This is a genomic window from Streptomyces pristinaespiralis (genome assembly GCF_001278075.1).
Classification (GTDB): Bacteria; Actinomycetota; Actinomycetes; order Streptomycetales; family Streptomycetaceae; genus Streptomyces; species Streptomyces pristinaespiralis.
In genome coordinates this window covers 4062420-4083401 of sequence record NZ_CP011340.1, presented here as the reverse complement: position 1 = coordinate 4083401, position 20982 = coordinate 4062420, and the positions used below count along the sequence as shown (strand labels likewise).

The window sequence follows — 20982 nt, the reverse complement described above, 5'->3', positions numbered from 1 at the left end:
GAGGGGATCGGGCATGACAACGATCCTCTTCGCCAAGGAGAGCGACTGCGAGGAGAACCCGGGCGGGCACGACCTGCGCGCCACCCTGGTTCCCCAGGACGTACGCCGTTACGTCGACCGCGGGTTCGACGTCGTCATCCAGCAGGGCCTGGGCGAGGGCATCGGCTACCTGGACCGCCAGTACGAACTGGAGGGGGCACGGGTCGAGCCCTACCCCTCCTGCTACGGCGGCAAGGACCTCGTGGTCAAGCTCAAGGGGCCGTCGGCGGCCGAGGTGGCGCAGCTGTCCTACGGGACCACGCTGTTCTCCATGGGGCACCTGTACTGCTTCCCCGAGCGGGAGCGGCTGCTGCGGGACAAGGGAGTCCGGCTCGTCGGCATGGAGACGGTGACCGACCCGCAGGAGCCGTCGGACGGGTACCTGGCCGGCATCGCCGCGGGGTCCGGCGTGGACGTGGACGCGCTGGGGCCCGAACCGGAGGTCCTGATCGACTCCTCGGCGCCGCAGGAGTACGTCAACGGCCTGCTGCGGTCGCTGATGCGCTACGGGCGCAAGCCGCTCCGGGTCCGCTACACCGACACGGACGGCCCGGAGCAGTCCCGGGCAGCCGTCTCCGGATCGGCCGTGCTGACCGCCGGTGACGGGGTCACCGACCTCGCTCCGGCGGTGGGCGCCCCGTACCGACTTGGCGAAGAGGATCTTCCCGCCGGCCGCGACGGTCTGCTGGCTGAGGAGCGCGGCAAGCCCGTGCGCGCCATCGGCCAGATCCGGGAGGTCGGCATCGGGGGCACCAAGTACGGCCTGGACCTGTTCCGTTCGCGGAACGCCGGGCGCACCCCCGAGGTCCTGGTCCTCGGCTACGGCAACTGCTCCATGGGCGCCTTCGAGCATCTGCGGGACCGGCGCGTCGAGTTCACCGTGCTGGGCCGGCCCCAGACGAGCCCCGAGGAGCTGCCGGGCCGGCTGGCGTCGGCGCAGCTGATCGTCAACGGGGCGGAGACGCCCGGTCAGTCGGAATACATCATCACCCGGCGGAACGCGGAGCGGGACGTCCCCGTCGGGGCCGTCGTCATCGACCTCATCGGCGGCTCTCCGGCACTGCGCTCGCCGGTGGAGTCCTTCGTGTGGACGACCTTCCTGCCGGACATCCACTTCGAGGAGCACGGCCGCTTCTTCGCGGGCCTGTGGGGCTGGGACATGTACTACTCGATGCACGACACGGCCCTGGAGTACAGCCGGCGCATCGCCAAGGTCCTCACCAGCGGTGACCGCTACGCCAAGTCGCTCGACGACTTCGTCTCCGACTACGCGTACGCGCTGCAGCTGGAGGGCTGATGGCGACCGGGATCGCGCTCTGCCGGCACCCGCTCACACAGTTCGGGTACGAGCGGCTCGCCGGCCGGGTGAACATGAGGCTGTTGTGCCACCCGGAGAAGAGCCTCGCCTCCGTCACCACGGGAGGCGTTGCCCCGGAGCGGGTGACCGTGTACGAGGACTACGACGTCAACAGCCTGGTGGAGTACGACGCGGCGCGTCTCGTCGAGGACGAGGGCTGTGCGGGTGTGATCGCCCTGTCCGAGGTGGACATCATGCGTGCCGCCTCGCTCCGGGAGCGCTACGGCGTCCCCGGTCTGCGGCCGGCGACGGCCCGGCTGTTCCGCGACAAGGCCGCGATGAAGGACCGTCTCGCGGACGCGGGAGTGAGCGTGCCGCGGTACCGCACGGTGGAGACGGGTCTCGACCTGCTGTCCGCCGCGCGGGACTTCGGCTTCCCCTTCGTGGTCAAGCCCCGCCTCGGCGGGGGCTCGGTGGGCACCCGGGTGGTCCGGGACGAGACCGAGCTGCGCGCGCTTCTGGCCGGGGGACTGCAGCCGTCCTTCTACACGCCCGCGCACATGGAGGCGGAGGAGTTCGTGGACGGGGAGCTGTTCCATGTGGACGGCCTGGTCCTGGACGGCAAGGTCTTCCTCCAGACGGTCAGCCGCTACCGCAGCGACATCCTGGAGTTCGGCGCACCGCTGTCCACCGCGATGATCGATCCGGACTCCGGGCGTGCCGTGGAGCTCCGCGGCTTCACCGGGCGGGTGCTCGACGTGCTCGGCCTGCTGGGCGGCGGCGCGCACTCCTACTTCCACTGCGAGGTGTTCGTGACCTCGCGGGGTCCGGTCCTCTGCGAGGTCGCCGCCCGGCCGGGCGGCCTCGGCATCGTCGACCAGGTGGACGCCTACTTCGGCGTCAGCACGTTCGACCTGCTCCTGGACGCGACCTTCGGCACGGCTCCTGATGGTCCGGCCCCCGAAGGCAGCGGTGTGACGGGCTGGGTCGGCATTCCCAAGTCCTTCGACCCGGCGCTGGTTCGTTCCTGTGTCCCCGAACCGCACCGGGCGCTCGAGCGGGTGCACCGGCGGTCCGCCGGCGCCCGCCAGATCTCCTCGGTCGACCTCGACGGCTTCCTCGTCGTCCGCGGCGGTACCGCGGACGAGCTCGAGTCGCTGCTGAGCGAGGCCGTGTCCCGAATCGCCTTGGAGGTGGCTCGATGAGCCGCGACACCGTCCTCGTCCTGACCGGCTTCGACCTGGGGGCGCTGCCCGTGGTGCGCTGGCTCGCGGACAGGTTCCGCGTGGTCCTGATCGCCTCGCGGAACGCCACGAACCAGAAGAACTACCCGGCCTTCGTCGAGAGCGCCGCTCTCGCGGAGGAGTGGATCTGGGTCGACGACCTGTTCGGCGACTGGACCACGGTGCGCCAGGCAGAGCTGTGGCACGAGCGGTACGGCGTACGGCACGTGGTCTGCCTGGACGAGCGCGGCCTGATCGTCGCCGCGCGGCTGCGCGGGCTGCTCGGGGTGACGACCGGTCAGGACCTGCCATCGGCAGAGGCGTTCCGGCTGAAGAACCGCATGTACGAGCTGCTCGAGGGCGCCGTGGACGTGCCGTCCTTCGCCGTGGCGGCCGACGGCTTCGACGTCCGGGAGGCCGCGCGCAGGCTCGGCACACCGGTGGTGGTGAAGCCCGTCGACGGCGCCGGCTCCAAGGACACCGTGGTGCTCCGGGACGAGGCGGCGCTGGACGACTGGCTGGGCACACACCCCGTGACGCTGGACGCCCCGGTGCTGGTCCAGGAGTTCGCGGCCGGCGACATGTACCACGTGGACGGCCTGACCACGGGGAACGAGGCGTACGGCGTCACCGTCTCCCGGTACGGAGGCAGCACCCTCGGCTATCAGGAGGCACGTCCGCTGACCTCGGCGATGGTGCCCCTTTCCGCGCCGGCCCACGGATTGCTCACCGAGGCCGTGCGGACCGTGCTGGCGACGCTCCCGGACACCGGGGGCAGCCCGTTCCACGCCGAGTTCTTCCTCGAGGAGAACGGGCACGTCCGCTTCTGCGAGATCGCCGCTCGCGGCGGCGGCGCCGGTGTCGGCCCGTGCTGGAAGCTCGCCCACGGGGCCGACATGTTCCGCGCCCACGCCCTGATGCAGTGCGGTCTCGCCGGTGAGGTCCTGCCGGAGCTCCCCGCACAGCCCGCGGGCCGTTACGGCTGGTACCTGGAGTCCTCGCCCGAGGGCCGGCTCCTCGGTCTCCCGGACCGGTGCGACCTGCCCGGCGTGCTCGAGTACAACGTCACCGGCCGGATGGGGCAGCCGCACGGCGGCGCGACCTCGAGCATCGACGCGATCCAGCAGTTCGTCGTCGGGTTCCAGGGCGACGAGGACGAGCGCAAGACCTTCGACGAACTGTCCCGCTGGTGTGCCCAGCACCGGCTGCTCGTCCCCGTCTCCGCCGCCTGACGTCCCGCCGCCCCGACGGTGCCCGCGAGGCCCGCCGGGTCCCCGACGCCCGCCACGTCCGTCCGGTCCGCCATGTCCGGCCGTACCCGCGCAGAAAGGCTCTGACATGACCCAGGCCGCGGACACCGCCGCGCGCGCACCGTCACCCCGCGGGGCCGTCGCCGCCTACTACAGCTCCGCCCTCGCGATCCGCACGGCGGACGCCGGCTCGGCCGCGGCCGTCGTGCTGCTCGCCCAGAAGACCGACGGAGTGGCGGCGTCGGCGCTGCTGGCGGCGTGCATCACCGTGCCCCACATGTTCGGTCCGCTGTCGGCCCGGGTGATGTCGTCGGTGAGGTCGCCGCGCGTCGCGCTCGCCGGTTCCTTCGCCCTCTTCGCCGTACTGTTCGGCGGCGCGGGGCTGCTCGTCCAGCGGGGCGACATCGTCCCGGCCGCCTGTGCCCTGGCCGTCGCGGGCTTCCTGGGGCCGATCTTCACGGGCGGCCTGAGCAGCTGGCTCGGCAGCCTCGTACCGGAGACGGTTGCGGCGCAGCGGCGTGCCCAGTCCGGGGACTCGCTCACCTACGCCGTCAGCAGCAGCGTGGGGAACTCCGTGGTGGGAGCCGTGGCCACCGCCGTGTCGGCGCAGGCCACCGTCGGAGTGCTCTGCGCGCTGGCCGCCGGGGCAGCGCTGCTCGTCCTGCGGCTTCCGCTGCAACCCGTGCCGGCCGCGGACCGCGCCGGCGCGTCGATCCCCAACGTGCTGCGGACCATCGCGCGTACCAAGGACCTGCGCGACATCACGATCATCACCTACGGCAACGCGTTCGGGCTGGGAAGCCTCCTCGTCCTCGCGACCACGTTCGCCCGCAGCGAGGGGCTGCCGGGGTCGGTGGGGCCCCTGCTGATCGCGGCGACGGGCGTGGGCGCGCTGCTGACGGCGCTGTACTTCGTGGCCCGCCCGCTGGCGTGGGACGTCATGTACACCGCGCGCTTCTGCGCGGTCGTCAGCGGTGTCTTCATCGCCGCCGCGCCCTTCGCCGGGGTGTGGGGCGCGGTGGTGGCGTTCCTGGCCGTCGGCGCCTGCCAGTCCGTCCTGAACACCGTGTCGTTCGCGGTCCGCAGGGACGCCTCTCCCGAGCACCTGCGGGCCTCCGTCTTCGTGACGATGGCCGGAGTGAAGATCGCGGTGTCCGCGCTGGGTCTGGGCCTGGCCGGTCTGGTCCCCGTGGAAGGGGTGCACCTCGCATTCGTGGTCGCCGGCCTCGCCAGCCTGGTGGCCGGCATGGCCCCCCGCCTGCGGGCGGAACACCGCGCCCCCGGTGCGGCGCCGCACACACAGAAGGCGACGACCCGATGAGTCCCCGGCCGATCAGGGTCAACGGTGGCCGTCCCCAGCGTCCGCTGGTGCCCACGGACACCATCGAGGGGTACGGAAACCGCATCCTGGACCTGCTGTTCACCGGTCTGTACGTGTACACGGTGGACGGCGCGCCGGTGCCCGCGATGCTGAAGTCCCTCACGCCCCATGACGCGCGCACATGGACCGTCGCCCTGCGGCCGGGCTGGACGTTCTCGGACGGCAGCGCGGTGACCGCCCACGACTACGTCCGGACCTGGAACCACGGCGCCGACCCGGCCAACCGGCAGGCCCAGCGGTCCGTCTTCGCGCCCATCGACGGCTACGTCCCCGACGGGGAGGGCCCCTGCCCCCGGCTGCGCGGGCTCACCGTGCTGGACGACCTGACGTTCACCGTCCGGCTCCGCGAACCCGACCGGGACTTCCTGCTCTCCCTCGGCTTCACCCCGTTCGCCCCGCTGCCCCCGGTCTTCTTCGACCGGGGGCCAAAGGAGTTCGGGAGGAACCCGGTGGGCAACGGGCCGTACCGTCCCGCCCCGGGCAGCACGGTGGACGGTGACCATTACGACCTGGTCCCCAGGGAGGGCCATCAAGGACCGCGCCGGGCACGCAACGACGGGTTGTCGTTCGTCTTCTACGACGATCTGGAGCGCGCCTACGAGGACCTGCTCGCCGGGCGCCTCGACATCCTCGACAGCATCCCCGACAGCCGGATCGCCGACTACCGGGCGGATCTCGGGAACCGTGCCGTCGACCGCCCGGTCGCCCTGAACAAGGCACTGGCCGTCCCGTACACGCTGCCGGGGTTCAGCGGGGCCGAAGGCGCCCTGCGCCGGGCGGCCCTGTCCCGCGCGCTCGACCGGGAACGCGTCGTGCGGCGTGTCTTCCGCGGCACCAAACGTGCCGCCGCCGACTTCACGGCCCACACCCTCCCCGGTTTCAGGGCCGGTCTTCCCGGCTCCGAGGTGCTGACCCACGATCCGGCCGCGGCACGCGCACTCTGGGCACGGGCCGACGCCCTGACGCCCTGGGAGGGCCCCTTCCGGATCACCTTCAACGCGGACGGCGGCCACGAGGACTGGCTGCGCGAGGTGGCGGAACAGTGGCGTACCGCCCTCGGTATCGAGGTCGAGCTGATCACGCTGCCGACCTTCAAGGACGTCCGGGACGCCGTGTCGTCCGGCACGCTGCGCACCGCTTTCCGCACCGGCTGGCGTGGCGACTACCCGTCGCTGCTGTCCTTCCTCCAGGCCCAGTTCGCGATCGGGTCGGCCGCCAACGAGACGGGCTACCGGAGCCGGCGGTTCGAGGACGCCCTGGCCGCGGCCCGGCGCGCGGCGGACGACGCGGAGGCACAGCGCCGGGCGGCCGAGGCGCAGGCCGTGCTGTTCGCGGACCTGCCGGTGATCCCCCTCTGGGACTGCGTCAACGCCGCGGGGCTCGGTGCCGGGGTCGACGCGCGCTTCAGCTGGAACGGGCTTCCGGACTACACGGACGCCACCTTCGCACGGCCGGATCCTGCTGCCGCCTCGGAGCCCTGAACCGGCTGCCGCCCGCCTCACCGTCCGAGAAGGAAGACCATGACCCACTCCCCGCCCGCGATGGCCCAGACCATCGCGGCCTTGTCGATCATCCTTGTGCTCGGTGCGCTGCTGCGACCCGTCATGCAGCGACTGCGCCAACCCGCGGTCACGGCCGAGATCCTGGTCGGCATCGCACTCGGACCCAGCCTGCTGGGACTTCTCCCCGGCGACCTGCCGGGTCTTCTCTTCCCCGACGAGACACGAGCGGCCCTCACCGCCATCGCGCAGGTGGGGATCCTGCTGTTCATGTTCCTGATCGGCTGGGACATCGATCTCGGCAGGTTACGGCGCAGCGGGGGGACCGTCGCGGCCCTGTCCGTGGCGAGCATCGCGGTCCCCTTCGCCACCGGATGCCTGCTCGCGCTCTGGCTGCACGGATCCCATTCCTCCGCGGGCGGGCAGCCGGTGGACCGGACCACGTTCATGCTGTTCGTGGGGACGGCCATGGCGATCACCGCCTTCCCCGTACTGGCACGGATCGTCGCCGACAACCGGCTCGGCGGGACGACGGTCGGGTTCCTGGCCGTGGCCGCGGCGGCGGTCGGCGACATCATCGCCTGGTGCATGCTCGTCGCCGTGTCCGTCATGGCCGTCTCCGGCGGCTATTCGCACCTGCTGTCCGTCGCGGGGTGGTCCGTCCTCGCCGTCCTCGTCCTCGCACTGGTCGTCAGGCCCCTCCTGCGCCGCGTGCTGGAACGGGCGGCGCGGGCGGGGAGGCTGACCACGGTGGGGCTTCCCGTGGTCGCCGCCGGGGTGTTCGCCGCCGCGTGGACGGCGCAGTGGATCGGGCTCGAGACCATCTTCGGGGCCTTCGCGTTCGGTCTGGCCGTGCCGCGCACCGTGCGCCCGGCGGTGAAGGAAGCACTCGAGGTGCCGTTCCAGCACGTCAGCGGCCTGCTGCTGCCCGTCTTCTTCATCGCCACGGGCCTGACGGTCGACGTCGCGGGTCTGGGCGGAGCGGGGCTGACGGAGTTCCTGGCCATCCTGGCGGTGGCGTGCGCGGGCAAACTCGCCGGCACCATGGCGGTCGCGCGTGCCCGGGGCCTGGGCTGGCGTGACAGCACGCTTCTCGGGTTCCTCATGAACACCCGCGGGCTGACGGAGCTGATCATCCTCAACGCGGGGCTCAGCATGGGCATACTCGACACCCGGATGTTCACCATGATGGTCTGCATGGCCGTCGTGACCACCGGGATGGCCGGCTTGGTGCTGCCCCGGCAGACGAAGCGCCGGCCGGCGTCGCCCGCCCTGGTGGCCGACGGCGCACCGGAAGCGCCGGTACCGGGCGGCGCCACCGCCGCACGCCAGGACGCGGACCCGGTGGCCACCGCCCAGTGAAGGAGCCCGCGTGATGCGGAACCTCGATGAACACCTGCTCGCGGAAGAGTTCAGGGCGCTCGGCGTGCGGCGCGGCATGGTGCTCGTCGTCCATGCCTCGCTGTCCCGGCTCGGGCACGTCGAGGGCGGGGCGCCGGCCGTGGTCGCGGCGCTGAGATCGGCGCTGGGCCCCGCGGGGACCCTCGCCGTACCGGCGTTCACGCCGTCGGTCGCCGACCCGTGCCCCGATGCCGCGGATGCCGGCGCGGAGGCGGTCGTACGGGCCCGGGAACAGGTCCCGCTGTTCCGTCCCGGCATGCCGACGGAGATGGGCGCGATCCCGAACGCGGTCCTGGCTCTCCCCGGGCGACTGCGCAGCGCGCACCCGCAGGTGTCCGTCGCAGCGATCGGGCCGGACGCCGAGCGCGTCACAGCGGTGCAGACGCTGAGCCACGCGGTGGGCGGAGCCTCCCCGTTCGCCGCGCTCCTGGCGCTCGACGCCCGGATCCTGCTGCTGGGAGTGGGGCACAACCGCAACTCCTTCCTCCACCACGCGGAGGGCCTGGTCCCCGGACACCGCCGCAAGCGACGCCGCTTCCCCTACCTCGTGGACGGGGAGCGGGTGTGGGTGGAGACCGAGGACGTCGGGGACGACAACGGCCGCTTCTTCCCGGCCGTCGGCGCCGCGTACGAGGACCTGCACGAGGGGCGGCCGGGTGACGGGGTGCGCAGGCGGACGATCGGTGCGGCGGAGTGCCGGCTGCTGCCGAGCGTCCCGTTCGTCGAGTTCGCCCGCCGTCGGCTCACGGAACTGCTCGCCGCCTGATCAGGCGGGCCCGCACAGCACTTCGAACAAGCGGCGCGCCCGGTGCGATCGGCACCGGGCGCGGCTGCTCGTGAACGGCCCGTTCCCTGACGGGCGTCCCACCTGACAAAGCGTTACTTGCTTCCCTGGGGCGTACGGGTGAGGAACACGAGGGACAGCAGCAGAGCCAGGAACGACACCCCTGCCACGACCCACAGCCCGGTGTGGATGCCCGCGGTGAACGACGCGTTGACGGCCTCGGTGACCTCGGCCGTGGAACGGCCGTCGCCGTTGCCGCCGCTCCGGGCGACGTCGACGACCGCGGCGGCCGTCCCGGGCGGCACCTGCGCCGCCGCCAGCTTGTCCGGCAGCGCTCCGACGAAGCGCATGGCCAGCACGGCGCCGAGCACGGACGTCGCGAGCACCGAGCCGACCTGCCGGAACGCGGTCACCGCGTTGGACGCCGAACCCATCTGCGCCGGCTCGACGACGGCGAACGCGGCGGCCGTCGAAGGCGCGACCACCAGACCGCTGCCCAGCCCCAGCAGCGTCAGGCCGAGAGCCGTGACCCCGTAGGCGCTGTCCGGCTGCTGGGCGACGAGGACGACCGCGGCCACCCCGGCCACCAGCGAACCGGCGGCCAGCAGCCGTCCCGGGCCCACCTTCGCCGCGATGCGCTGAGCCACCAGAGTCGCCAGCACGAACGAGACCATCGCGGGCAGCAGCTGCACACCGGTGTCCAGCGGCTCCGCCCCCTGGACCCGCTGGAGGAACAGCACTTCGAGGAAGACGACGCCGACGAAGGTGAACAGCGCGCTCGCCGCCACCACCAGCGTCGCCGACACCCGCAAGGAGCCCATCATCCGCACGTCCAGCATCGGCATGGGCGCGCGCCGTTCGACCAGTACCAGCGCGGTCAGCGCCACCACGGCGACCACCAGGGAGGCCACCACCACGGGGTCGTCGTATCCCGTCCGGCCGCCGACCGCGATCCCGTACACGAGTGTGCCGAGGCCCACCACGGACAGGAACTGGCCCCAGAGGTCCAGCGGCCGGTTCGGGACGGAGGTCTCCTTCACCGCGTAGAGCGTGACGGCCACGGTGACCACGGCGACCGGCGTGTTCACCAGATAGACCGCCGGCCAGTCGTAGAGGTTCAGCAGCGCCCCGCCCAGCAGCGGACCGACGGCCAGTCCGATCCCGGACACCGACACCCAGATGGTGATGTAGCGCAGCATGCGGGGGAGGTCGACGAAGAACGTCGTCGTGATGATGGCCAGCGACGTCGGCAGCACCAGGGCGCCGCCGACGCCGCTGATCGCGCGCCCGACGAGGACCTGCGGATAGCCGCTCGCGCCGGCCACCACCAGGGAACCCGCCGCGAGGGCGACCACCCCGACGAGGAACACGCGACGCCTGCCGAAACGCTCACCCAGCGCACCACCGGACAGCACGCAGGCGGCCACGACCAGGGTGTACATGCTGGAGACCCAGCTGAGGTCGGCCGGGGCGACGTGCATGTCGACCTGGAGGGCGCGCAGGGTCGAGATCGCGGCCGTCACCTCGATGAAGGACATGAACAGGCCGAGGCAGGCGGCCGCCAGCACCAGCCTGCCGTGCGCGATGACCGGCTTCTCGGGCGCGGCGGCGGACAACTCGTCGGTCGAAGAGCTCACTTGGCGGCCTCTTTGCGGGTGAGACGCGCGACGGCGTCGTCCCAGTCGGCCGGCAGGCTGTCCTGGCCGGCCGGGTAGAAGACGAACACCGAGTGGTCCATCACCTTGCGCAGCCCCGCGACGATCCGGGCGTGCGGGTCGGAGCGCGAGAAGGTGTCCAGTGACTCCTGGCTGTCCCACGCCGACAGTGTCCAGAAGGTCTTCTTCAGCGGCTGGGCGCGCAGCGAGGCGCCGACCACACCCGGTGCCGACCGCACCTGCTTCCAGATCACCAGCGACAGCAGGAAGAAACGGGGGACGCTGAGCAGGGACTTCACTTGGAGCTTGGAGGCCATAACCACTGCCTCGCCCGAATCGGCGGTCCTGTCGGCGGCGGCGGCCCCGGGCATCCAGGGAATGGTGGGCATGGAAGCTGTCTCCTCTTCGACATGGAACGGGCGGGGACGGCAGGCGGAGCCCGTCTCCTCCACATGAGTCCCCCGGGGAGCCCTTCCGGACAACCTTCCCGCGTGAACTTCCGGGAACGGGCAGGGTTGGCCTGATCGCGCCTGCGAGCCGCCGACCGTAGGAATCCGGACACCGGCGACCGGCCCCATCGGCCCTGCCGATGGGGCGGGGAGCATCCGTGATGCGGTGATTGACCCTCGTCCGACCACCGCCCTACGTTCCTTCCACGCCCGACCCGACACCGCCGTTCGCACGGGTCGGTGAGCGAATTCACGCCTTCAGAGGTGTCAGCCCTCTGCGTTCCAGCCGCTGTCGCGCAACGCGACCGGTTCTTCGCGTACCGCTCGAGCCGAAGGGCTTCCCGCCATGACCACCCGAGTCGCTGTCGTCGGCGCCGGCATCTCCGGACTCTCCGCCGCCTACCACCTGCCCGACGATGCCGAAGTCACCGTGTACGAGAAGGAGGACCGGCCCGGCGGCCACGCGCTGACCGTCGAGGTCGAAGAGGACGGCCGCACACTGGGCATCGACACCGCCTTCGTGGTCTTCAACAGCCGTACCTATCCCCAGCTGACCGCCTTCTTCCAGGAGCTGGGCGTCACCGCCCTCGACCACACGGGCGGCTTCGACTTCTTCGACCTCGACCGGGGCCTCGACTACGGAACGGCCGAGTTCGAACTCACCGAGGACGAGATAGCCCGGTCCTACCCGGCCGACTTCCTGACGCTGTGGCGGGACGCCGAGCGCTTCCACCGGGAGGCCCCGCGCGACTTCCTGCGCAAACGCACCGACATGGCGCTCGGCGAGTACCTGGAGCGCGGCGGTTACTCCGACGCCTTCAAGTACGGCTACGTGGTGCTCCTGGCCACCGCCGTCTGGTCGGTTCCCGCCGAGCTCATCTGGGAGATGCCCGCCACCACGGTCATCGCCTTCTTCATGTCGCACGACCCGGGCGGCCTCGGCGGACGCTCCGTCGCCTGGAAGACCGTCGCCGGCGGCAGCATCGAGTACGTACGCCGCCTCGTGGCCGCCGTCAACGGCAAGGTGCGCACCTCCAGCCCCGTCACCCGGGTCCGCGAGGAGGCGGACGGGGTCGTCATCGGTACCGCGGACGGCGAGGAGCGCTACGACTACGCGGTCCTCGCCTCGCACGCCGACCAGACGCTCTCCGTGCTCGAAGCGCCCACCCCCCTCCAGGCCGACATCCTGGGCAAGGTCCGCTACAGCTCCACCAGCGCCGTACTGCACACCGACCCCTCCAGCATGCCGCCGGACCGCTCCCGCTGGCAGAGCTGGAACTACGGGCTCAAGACGGTCGACGGCCGCACCCGGACCTGGGTGGCGTACTACATGAACTCCCTCCAGGGCTTCACCGCGCGCAACGACTACTTCGTCACGCTCGACTCCCCGATCGTCCCGCGCGACGAACTCGTCATCCGCGAGCTGCCCTTCACCCACCCCGTCATCGACCTGGACGTACGCGCCATGCAGCGCGGCATCTACGCGGTCAACGACGGCGGCCGCGTCAAGCTCGCCGGCTCCTACTTCCACTCCCCGAAGATCGGCCACGACCTGATCGGCTCCCACGAGGCCGGATATGTCTCCGGGCTCAAGGCCGCCGAGTCCATCGCCCGCGACATCAAGAAGTGAGAAGAGGTACTCCCATGCAGCGTGTCACCGCTGAAGAGGCACAGTCCTGGCTGGTCGAGAAGCTCGCGATCCGGCTCGAGGTCGAGCCGTCCGAGATAGACGTCGACCGCTACTTCGACGAGTTCGACCTCGATTCCACCGAGGCGCTGATCCTCGCCGGCGAGCTGGAGAAGTGGCTCGGCTTCGAACTCGAGGCGACCGCGCTCTGGTACCACCCGACGATCGCCGCGCTGTCGGAGCACATCGCCGAGGAGAACGCCCGCCATGCCACCGCGGCCTGACCCGGGCGCGCCGCGGCCGGTCCTGCGCACCCTGCGCGCATCCGACGGCCCGGCGGCCCACCGGGTCTGCGCCGTGCACCCGGGCGCGCTCGCGTCCGGCGAGTGGTCGGCCGTCGCCGGGCGGCTCCCGAAGGACACCGCCTTCCACCTCCTGGACCTCGGCAACGTGCCCGAATTCCTCGCCGCGGCCCTCGACGCCAGGGCACCGGTCGTCCCGGTCACCGCCCTGGCGGCCCGCTGCCTGGACGAACTCGCCGCCGCCGGCGCGGTGGCTGAGCCGTTCACCCTGGTCGGCTGGTCGTTCGGTGGCGTCGTCGCCTACGAGATGGCGGCCCGGCTCCACGCCGCCGGGGAGGGCGGGGCCGTGCGGGACCTCGTCCTGCTCGACAGCATCGCGCCCGTCCCCGCCTTCAAGCGGACCGACGAGCTCATGGAGCCGGCGATGCTGCTCGACTGGTTCGCCATGTACCTCGCCGCCAAACGCGGCCGCCCCCTCACGCTCGGCCTCAGCGCCGCCGAGCGCCGGCACCTCGCCGCACCGGAGGACGGCCTGGCCCGGGTGCTCGAGGCGGCCGTCGCCCAGCACGTTCTGCCGGCCGGCACCGAACTCGCCGGACTGCGCAAGCTGTACGCCGCGTACCAGGGCGGCCTGTCCCGCAACAACCGCAGCACCGCCCCGTACGAACCCGCCCCCCTCGACCGGGCCCTGACCCTCGTCAAACCGGCCGGCTCCCTGCTGCCCGACAGCGGTGACCTCGGCTGGAGCGGCCTCAGCGGCCGGCCCGTACGACAGGTGGACGTCCCCGGCGACCACTACACGATGCTTCGGGATCCCGAGGCCGTCGGCGTGCTCTCCGGCCTGCTGGCCGGCTCGGCCGTCGCTTGAACACACCGTGATCCGTGCCCAGCACACCCGGCGCACAAGACCGAGAGGACCGTCGTGCATCACTCACGTCTGGCCGACACACCCATCGCCATCGTCGGGTTGGCCGGCCTGTTCCCCCAGTCGCGCGACCTGCGCGAATTCTGGCGCAACATCATGGACGCCAAGGACTGCATAGAGGACGTCCCGTCCAGCCACTGGAACACCGACGACTACTACGACCCCGACCCCACCGCGGAGGACAGGACCTACGCCCGGCGCGGCGGGTTCCTCCCGGAGATCGCGTTCAACCCCATGGAGTTCGGCCTGCCGCCGAACACCCTCGAGGTCACCGACATCCTCCAGCTGCTGTCGCTGACCGTCGCCCGCGACGTGCTGCGCGACGCCGGCACCGAGGGCTCCACCTGGTACGACCCCACGCGCACCGGCGTCATCCTCGGTGTCACCGGCGCCAACTCGCTCACCCAGCCGCTCTCCGCGCGCCTGCAGACCCCCGTCCTCAAGGAGGTCGTGCGCAGCGTCGGGCTGAGTGAGGCCCAGGCCGAGGAGGTCGCCGCGCGCTTCAAGAAGGCGTACATCCCCTGGGAGGAGAACAGCTTCCCCGGCATGCTGGGCAACGTCGTCGCCGGACGCATAGCCAACCGCTTCGACCTCGGCGGCACCAACTGCACGGTGGACGCCGCCTGCGCCAGCTCCCTGGCCGCCGTGAAGCTCGCCGTCAGCGAGCTCATCGAGGGCCGCGCCGACATGATGATCACCGGCGGCTGCGACGCCGAGAACACGATCCTCATGTACATGTGCTTCAGCAAGACCCCGGCGTTCTCCAAGAGCCAGGTCATCCGGCCCTTCGACCGGTCCGCCGACGGGACGCTGATCGGCGAGGGCATCGGCATGCTGGCCCTCAAGCGGCTGGCCGACGCCGAACGCGACGGGGACCGGATCTACTCGGTGCTGCGCGGCATCGGCACCTCCAGCGACGGCCGATTCAAGAGCATCTACGCCCCGCGCGCCGAGGGACAGCAGCTCGCCCTGCGCCGGGCCTACGAGGACGCCGCCGTCGCGCCCGGCTCCGTGGAGCTCTTCGAGGCGCACGGCACCGGCACCGCCGTCGGCGACCACACCGAACTGTCCGCGCTCGGCTCCTTCGTCATGGAGGGGCAGGACGCACGCGGCTACGCCGCCATCGGAAGCGTCAAGTCCCAGATCGGGCACACCAAGGCCGCCGCCGGCGCGGCCGGCCTCATCAAGCTGTCGCTCGCCCTGCACCAGAAGGTCCTGCCGCCCACCATCAACGTCGAGAAGCCCAGCGAGGCCGTCGACCCGGCGCGCACCCCCTTCTACGTCAGCGGCGAGGCACGCCCCTGGGTCGCCGATCCCGGCCGGGACAAGCGGCGGGCCGCGGTCTCCTCCTTCGGCTTCGGCGGCACCAACTTCCACATGGTCCTCGAGGAGCACGGGACCGACGTGTCCGCGGTCCTCGGACCCGTCGCCCGTACCGGGATCTGGCACGCCGCCGACCCCGGGTCCCTCGCCCGCCGCCTGGAGGAGGGCGCCGCCCCGGACAGCGGCGGCTGGATGCCGTCCGGCGACGCCCGACTGGGCATCGTCGCCCGCTCGGACGCCGAGTTCGAGGAACTGCGGGCCACAGCGGCACAGTTGCTGCGCGCCAAGCCCGACGCCCCCTCGTGGCAGCACCCCAAGGGGATCACCTACCGCCGCTCCGCGCTGCCCGCCGGGACGAAGACCGCGGCCGTCTTCGCGGGCCAGGGCAGCCAGTACGTCGGCATGGGCCGCCGCGCGGCGCTCGCGCTGCCGCCCGTCCTCGCCGCGTACGACAGGGCCAACCGGCTCAGCGACGGCTCCGAGACCCTCGGGCGGGTCGTGTTCCCCCCGCCCGCCTTCGACGACGGTACCCGTAAGGCCCAGGAGGAGGCGCTGCGGCGGACGCAGTTCGCCCAGCCCGCGATCGGGGCGCTCTCCGCCGGCCAGTTCGCCTGGTTCCGTGAGCTCGGCTTCAGCCCGGACGGCACCATCGGCCACTCCTTCGGCGAACTGACCGCCCTGTGGGCGGCCGGCGCACTGGACGACGCCGCCTTCGCGGAACTCGCCCGCGCCCGTGGCCTGGCCATGGCCCCGCCCGCGGACCTCACCGGCACCGGTAACGACCCCGGCGCGATGGCCGCCGTGCGAGGCGAGCTCGACGCGGTGACCGCTGCGCTCACGCAGTACCGCGACGTGGCCGTCTGCAACATCAACGCACCCGGCCAGATCGTCGTGGGCGGCCCCACCGCCGAGATCGACCGGCTCGTGGCCGATCAGGCCGGCGGCAGCCTCCCCGCGAAGCGGCTCCCGGTCTCCGCGGCGTTCCACACCCGCTTCGTCGCCCACGCCGCCGACGCGTTCCGCGCGGCCGTCGAGCGCGTCGACGTGGCCGCGCCGCGCATCCCCGTGTACGCCGACGCGCCGGGCGCGTCCTACGGGAACGACACCGCCGCCAACCGCCGCACCCTCGTGGACCAGCTGCTCCAGCCGGTGGACTTCGCCACCCGCATCGAGGAGATGTACGCCGACGGCTACCGCGTCTTCGTCGAGTTCGGCCCCAAGCGGGTGCTGTCGGATCTCGTGGACCGCATCCTCGAGGGCCGCGAAGGCGTCGTGACCGTCGCCGTCGACGGAGGCCCCGCCAAGGACGGCGAGATCGCCGCGAAGCGCGCCGCGCTGGAGCTGGCCGTCCTCGGCCTGCCGGTCACCGGCATCGACGACCACACGGCACCGGTGCCGGAAGAACCGGCGCGCAAGGGCATGGCGATCCCGCTGCGCGGCGTCAACTACGTGAGCGAGGCGCGGCGTTCGGCGTACGCGAAGGCGCTGGCCGAGCCGGTGAGCGAGCCGGTGGCCGAGGTGCGGGTGGCCGAGGTGCCCCTGGCCGCGGAGGGTACGGACACGGACGTCCCGACGGGCCTGGACGAGGTCGTGCGCGAAGGGCTCGGCCTCCAGGCCGAGATCCTCGACAGCCACCTGGAGACCGTCCGCCGGACGGTCCGCTCGCTGGAGGAGTCCGTCCGCTCGGGCACACACGCCGACGCGGACGCCGCGCTGCGCCTGATCGAGCGGCACAGCACGTCGATCACGGCCGGCCACGAGCGGGCGACGCGCCTGCTGATCGAGGCGCTTCGGGAGGGAACGCCGGCGCCGGAGGCGGCGACGGCCGTGCCGTCACCGGTGGTCCCTGTGGCGCCGGCGGCTCCTGCTCCGGAGCCCGTTCCGGTTTCTGTTCCTGAGCCTTCTGTTCCGGTGTCTGTGCCGGGTGGTGCGGTGTTGGGTGCGTTGGTGGAGGTGGTGGCGGAGAAGACGGGTTATCCGGCGGAGATGTTGGAGCCGGGTATGGATCTTGAGGCGGATCTGGGGATCGATTCGATCAAGCGGGTTCAGATCATGGGTGCGTTGCAGGATCGGTTCCCGGTGTCGGGTGATGTGGATCCTGAGCGTCTGGGTGAGTTGCGCACGCTGGGTGACGTTGCTGGTTTCCTGGCGTCCGCCGCGTCGCCGACCGCACCCGCGTCCGCTTCCGCTCCCGTGACCGAGGCCGTTTCCGAGGCCGTTGCTCCCGTTCCGGCTCCCGTCTCCGTTCCGGTGTCTGTGCCGGGTGGTGCGGTGTTGGGTGCGTTGGTGGAGGTGGTGGCGGAGAAGACGGGTTATCCGGCGGAGATGTTGGAGCCGGGTATGGATCTTGAGGCGGATCTGGGGATCGATTCGATCAAGCGGGTTCAGATCATGGGTGCGTTGCAGGATCGGTTCCCGGTGTCGGGTGATGTGGATCCTGAGCGTCTGGGTGAGTTGCGCACGCTCGGTGATGTCGCTGGTTTCCTGGCGTCCGCCGCGTCGCCGACCGCTCCCGCGTCGCCGGCCGCACCCGCTCCCGTGACCGTGGCCGTTTCCGAGGCCGTTGCTCCCGTTCCGGCTCCTGAGCCCGTCTCTGTTCCGGTTTCTGTGCCTGGTGGTGCGGTGTTGGGTGCGTTGGTGGAGGTGGTGGCGGAGAAGACGGGTTATCCGGCGGAGATGTTGGAGCCGGGTATGGATCTTGAGGCGGATCTGGGGATCGATTCGATCAAGCGGGTTCAGATCATGGGTGCGTTGCAGGATCGGTTCCCGGTGTCGGGTGATGTGGATCCTGAGCGTCTGGGTGAGTTGCGCACGCTCGGTGATGTCGCTGGTTTCCTGGCGTCCGCCGCGTCGCCGACCGCTCCCGCGTCGCCGGCCGCACCCGCTCCCGTGACCGTGGCCGTTTCCGAGGCCGTTGCTCCCGTTCCGGCTCCTGAGCCCGTCTCTGTTCCGGTTTCTGTGCCTGGTGGTGCGGTGTTGGGTGCGTTGGTGGAGGTGGTGGCGGAGAAGACGGGTTATCCGGCGGAGATGTTGGAGCCGGGTATGGATCTTGAGGCGGATCTGGGGATCGATTCGATCAAGCGGGTTCAGATCATGGGTGCGTTGCAGGATCGGTTCCCGGTGTCGGGTGATGTGGATCCTGAGCGTCTGGGTGAGTTGCGCACGCTGGGTGACGTTGCTGGTTTCCTGGCGTCCGCCGCGTCGCCGACCGCTCCCGCGTCGCCGGCCGCACCCGCTCCCGTGACCTCCGGCCCGACCGCCGACGTGCCTCTCGTCGTGACGTACCCGGCTGCCGACGGGGTCGGCAGGACCTTCGCCGCCATACGTGAACTACCCGTCGCCTCCACCGTCGTCGGCGCCTATGCCGACCAGCGGACGGCGCTCGTCATCGACGACGGGTCGACGCTGACGCAGCCCCTCGTGGCCGCACTGCGTGCCGACGGCTGGCGGGTGGAGGTCGTCGCGCTGCCGGACGGTATCGCGACCTCCGTCGAAGCGGACTCGGTGCGGTCGCTGCGTACCTGGGAGGCCGATGAGCTGGCCCGTGTCGTCACGGCCGGGCGTCTCGACCTCGTGGTGCAGATGGCGGCTGCAGCCGGGCAGGACTGGGCCGACGCGGCCCGGCGGCTCGCGCACACCGTTCTCGTGGCGAAGCAGACGCAGCCCGCGCTGAAGGCCGCTGCCGCGGCCGGCGGCAGGGCGGCCTTCGTCGCGGTGACCCAGTTGGACGGCGCCAGCGGCTACCGCGGCGGCGGCACCGGTTCGGCCCTGCTCGGCGGGGTGAGCGGCCTGGTGAAGACGCTGGCGATCGAGACGCCGGAAGTCTTCGCCCGCACGGTCGACTTCGCGCCGGGCATGGACGCCCCCACCGTCGCCGCCCGCTTCCTGGGCGAGATCAAGGATCTGGCGACCGGCATCGCGGACGTCGCGCACGACGCGGACGGACGGCGCACCGTCGTCCCGTCGGCCGAGGCGCCGGCCACGCATGTGACGGCCGTGCCCGAGATCAGCACACGGGACCTGCTCGTCGTGACGGGCGGGGCCCGAGGCATCACCGCCGACTGTCTGCAGGCGCTGGTCACGGCACGCCCCGCGGGGCTGCTGCTCCTGGGCCGCAGTGAGGTGTCTGCCGATCCCGGGTGGGCGCTGGGCCTCGAGGGCGCGGCTCTCAAGGGCACCATCGCCAAGCGCATCGCCGCCACGGGGGAGAAGCCGACACCTCGTGGGGTCGAGGCGGTCTACCGGGAGATCACCGGCAGCCGGGAGATCCAGGCCAACCTGACCCGGCTCCGCGCGACCGGCGCCACCGTCGAGTACGTCGCCGTCGACATCACCGACGCCGAGGCCGTGAACCGCTCGCTCGCGCCGTACGCCGCACGCGTCACCGGTGTCGTGCACGGTGCGGGAGTGCTCGCGGACCGGCTGATCGCGGACAAGACGCAGGAGGAGATCGCCAAGGTCCTCGGGACGAAGATCGTGGGTCTGGGCAATGTGCTGGACGCGCTGCGCGGCACGGCGGCCCTGCGTCACCTGATCTTCTTCTCCTCGGTCGCCGGGTTCTTCGGCAACCGCGGCCAGTCCGACTACGCCGTCGCCAACGAGGCGCTCAACCGGCTCGCGGTGCGGCTCAAGCACGAACTGCCCTCTGCGCGCGTCACCTCCGTCAACTGGGGTGCGTGGGACGGCGGCATGGTCACCGACGATCTGCGCCGGATGTTCGCCTCGCGCGGTGTGGAGCTCGTCCCGGTGGAGACCGGCGCCGGCATCTTCGCCGAGCAGTTCACCGCGGCCCGCGGTCACGACACCGTCATCGTCGCCGGTCCGCTCAAGCCGCTGTCCGCGCCGCCGGCCGACGGCACCGCTCCTCGGCCCGCCTCCCTCCTCGTGGACCGCACCCTGGCGGACATCGCGGCGGAGACGGTCCTCGCGGACCACGCCATCGACGGCAAGCGGGTGCTGCCCGCGACCGCCGCGCTGGGGGCGCTGATCAACACCGCGGAGACGGCGACGGGGAAGCCGGTCACGGAGGTGAGCCGGTTCAAGGTCTTCAAGGGCGTCGTCCTGGACGGCGACGGCAGCGGCAGCAGCAACGCCGACGCCAACGGCAGCGGCAACGGAACCGGCACCAGCGGCCGCGCCCAGGGCGCCGGCAGGCTGCGGCTGTTCATGGAGCCCGGCCAGGGCGCCGGCCCCGGCTCGGTCGACGTGCTCGCCTCCGCGGTGGACGACGCCGGGCGCAGCAGGCCCGCGTACGGCGGCGTCCTCGGCACCGACCCGGCCGACGGCGGTCCCGCGGACCGGCCCGACCTCGTCCGCGCCGCCGGCGCGGCGGACCGGACCGACGCCGCCCATCTGTACCGCGACGGAACGCTCTTCCACGGGCCCACGCTGCGGGGCATCCGCGGCGTCCTCGCGGCCGACGAGCGGCTGCTGCTGCTCGTCGCACGGCTCGGCGACACCCGCCCCGCACGGGGCGCGTACCACGGGCGGTTCCACAGCCCCGTGCTCGCCGACCTGATGCTCCAGTCCGCACTGGTGTGGGTCCGGCGCTTCCGCAACCGGGCGTGCCTGCCGATGGAGATCGCCCGCGCCCGCTACTTCGCCCCGCTCCCCGCTGACCAGGAGTTCCTGATCGCGGTGGAGAACGTCGTGGCGGGACCGGCCGGCGTCACCTGCTCCGTCACCGCGCTCGATCGCGAGGGCCGTGTCCTCCAGGTCATGGAGGGGGTGTCGGTCGTCGAGGACCCGCAGCTGGAAGGCAAGTTCGGGCCGGCCGCACGGACCGGCGCGGCGACCGTGACGGTCTGACGGACCGGTCACCGACCAC

At 71.9% G+C, this 20982-nt stretch carries 13 protein-coding genes; 11 read left to right on the top strand and 2 right to left on the bottom strand.

The genetic code is table 11. From position 1 onward, the window contains the following. Positions 1 to 13: 13 nt before the first annotated feature. The 7 genes from SPRI_RS17210 (at position 14) to SPRI_RS17180 (ending at position 8856) form a co-directional block, all read left to right on the top strand. A complete protein-coding gene (locus tag SPRI_RS17210) occupies positions 14 to 1336 on the top strand; it encodes a hypothetical protein (protein WP_037774106.1) in 1323 nt (440 codons plus the stop codon). After that, entirely contained in the window at positions 1336 to 2541 is a 1206-nt protein-coding gene (locus tag SPRI_RS17205; RefSeq protein ID WP_005314322.1) for an ATP-grasp domain-containing protein, read from the top strand. Before SPRI_RS17210 ends, SPRI_RS17205 begins: the two co-directional genes overlap by 1 nt. Then, on the top strand, positions 2538 to 3791 hold the full coding sequence (locus SPRI_RS17200; RefSeq protein ID WP_037774105.1) for an ATP-grasp domain-containing protein: 1254 nt from the start codon (positions 2538 to 2540) through the stop codon (positions 3789 to 3791). The genes SPRI_RS17205 and SPRI_RS17200 overlap by 4 nt, the downstream gene beginning before the upstream one ends. A 106-nt stretch (positions 3792 to 3897) precedes the next feature. Then, positions 3898 to 5130, top strand: coding sequence for an MFS transporter (locus tag SPRI_RS17195; RefSeq protein WP_005314318.1), 1233 nt, complete (start codon positions 3898 to 3900; stop codon positions 5128 to 5130). A gap of 47 nt (positions 5131 to 5177) precedes the next feature. Further along, positions 5178 to 6671 carry a peptide ABC transporter substrate-binding protein gene (locus SPRI_RS17190; protein ID WP_158685169.1) on the top strand — a complete coding sequence of 498 codons (1494 nt, stop codon included), beginning with the start codon at positions 5178 to 5180 and terminating at the stop codon, positions 6669 to 6671. 39 nt (positions 6672 to 6710) lie between these two features. Continuing rightward, the gene (locus SPRI_RS17185; protein ID WP_005314314.1) at positions 6711 to 8051 is read left to right on the top strand and encodes a cation:proton antiporter; all 1341 of its coding nucleotides are present in this window, start codon (positions 6711 to 6713) and stop codon (positions 8049 to 8051) included. A gap of 13 nt (positions 8052 to 8064) precedes the next feature. Further along, positions 8065 to 8856 carry an AAC(3) family N-acetyltransferase gene (locus SPRI_RS17180; protein WP_053557073.1) on the top strand — a complete coding sequence of 264 codons (792 nt, stop codon included), beginning with the start codon at positions 8065 to 8067 and terminating at the stop codon, positions 8854 to 8856. A gap of 113 nt (positions 8857 to 8969) precedes the next feature. Here SPRI_RS17180 and SPRI_RS17175 read toward each other — a convergent pair whose 3' ends face one another. Together SPRI_RS17175 and SPRI_RS38030 are read right to left on the bottom strand one after the other, a co-directional pair. After that, positions 8970 to 10511 (bottom strand): MFS transporter, encoded by a 1542-nt coding sequence (locus SPRI_RS17175; RefSeq protein ID WP_053557072.1) that lies wholly within the window; start codon positions 10509 to 10511, stop codon positions 8970 to 8972. Beyond that, positions 10508 to 10918, bottom strand: coding sequence for a hypothetical protein (locus SPRI_RS38030; RefSeq protein WP_005314312.1), 411 nt, complete (start codon positions 10916 to 10918; stop codon positions 10508 to 10510). The genes SPRI_RS17175 and SPRI_RS38030 overlap by 4 nt, the downstream gene beginning before the upstream one ends. Before the next feature lie 406 nt (positions 10919 to 11324). Here SPRI_RS38030 and SPRI_RS17165 point away from each other — a divergent pair, with 406 nt between their 5' ends. The 4 genes from SPRI_RS17165 to SPRI_RS39760 are packed head-to-tail and all read left to right on the top strand — an operon-like array spanning position 11325 to position 20963. Further along, entirely contained in the window at positions 11325 to 12608 is a 1284-nt protein-coding gene (locus tag SPRI_RS17165) for an NAD(P)/FAD-dependent oxidoreductase (protein WP_037774102.1), read from the top strand. A 14-nt stretch (positions 12609 to 12622) separates the two neighbouring features. Further along, positions 12623 to 12889, top strand: coding sequence for an acyl carrier protein (locus SPRI_RS17160; protein ID WP_005314310.1), 267 nt, complete (start codon positions 12623 to 12625; stop codon positions 12887 to 12889). Next, positions 12873 to 13775, top strand: a complete 903-nt coding sequence (locus SPRI_RS17155; RefSeq protein WP_005314309.1) for a thioesterase domain-containing protein — start codon at positions 12873 to 12875, stop codon at positions 13773 to 13775. The genes SPRI_RS17160 and SPRI_RS17155 overlap by 17 nt, the downstream gene beginning before the upstream one ends. A 54-nt stretch (positions 13776 to 13829) precedes the next feature. After that, the gene (locus SPRI_RS39760) at positions 13830 to 20963 is read left to right on the top strand and encodes a type I polyketide synthase (RefSeq protein ID WP_053557071.1); all 7134 of its coding nucleotides are present in this window, start codon (positions 13830 to 13832) and stop codon (positions 20961 to 20963) included. Positions 20964 to 20982: the final 19 nt, after the last annotated feature.

Coding starts and splice junctions, on each gene's coding strand:
- SPRI_RS17200 (WP_037774105.1), top strand. CDS start 2,538: ATGAGCCGCGACACCGTCCTCGTCCTGACCGGCTTCGACCTGGGGGCG.
- SPRI_RS17155 (WP_005314309.1), top strand. CDS start 12,873: ATGCCACCGCGGCCTGACCCGGGCGCGCCGCGGCCGGTCCTGCGCACC.
- SPRI_RS17210 (WP_037774106.1), top strand. CDS start 14: ATGACAACGATCCTCTTCGCCAAGGAGAGCGACTGCGAGGAGAACCCG.
- SPRI_RS17185 (WP_005314314.1), top strand. CDS start 6,711: ATGACCCACTCCCCGCCCGCGATGGCCCAGACCATCGCGGCCTTGTCG.
- SPRI_RS38030 (WP_005314312.1), bottom strand. CDS start 10,918: ATGCCCACCATTCCCTGGATGCCCGGGGCCGCCGCCGCCGACAGGACC.
- SPRI_RS17205 (WP_005314322.1), top strand. CDS start 1,336: ATGGCGACCGGGATCGCGCTCTGCCGGCACCCGCTCACACAGTTCGGG.
- SPRI_RS17180 (WP_053557073.1), top strand. CDS start 8,065: ATGCGGAACCTCGATGAACACCTGCTCGCGGAAGAGTTCAGGGCGCTC.
- SPRI_RS17165 (WP_037774102.1), top strand. CDS start 11,325: ATGACCACCCGAGTCGCTGTCGTCGGCGCCGGCATCTCCGGACTCTCC.
- SPRI_RS17160 (WP_005314310.1), top strand. CDS start 12,623: ATGCAGCGTGTCACCGCTGAAGAGGCACAGTCCTGGCTGGTCGAGAAG.
- SPRI_RS17195 (WP_005314318.1), top strand. CDS start 3,898: ATGACCCAGGCCGCGGACACCGCCGCGCGCGCACCGTCACCCCGCGGG.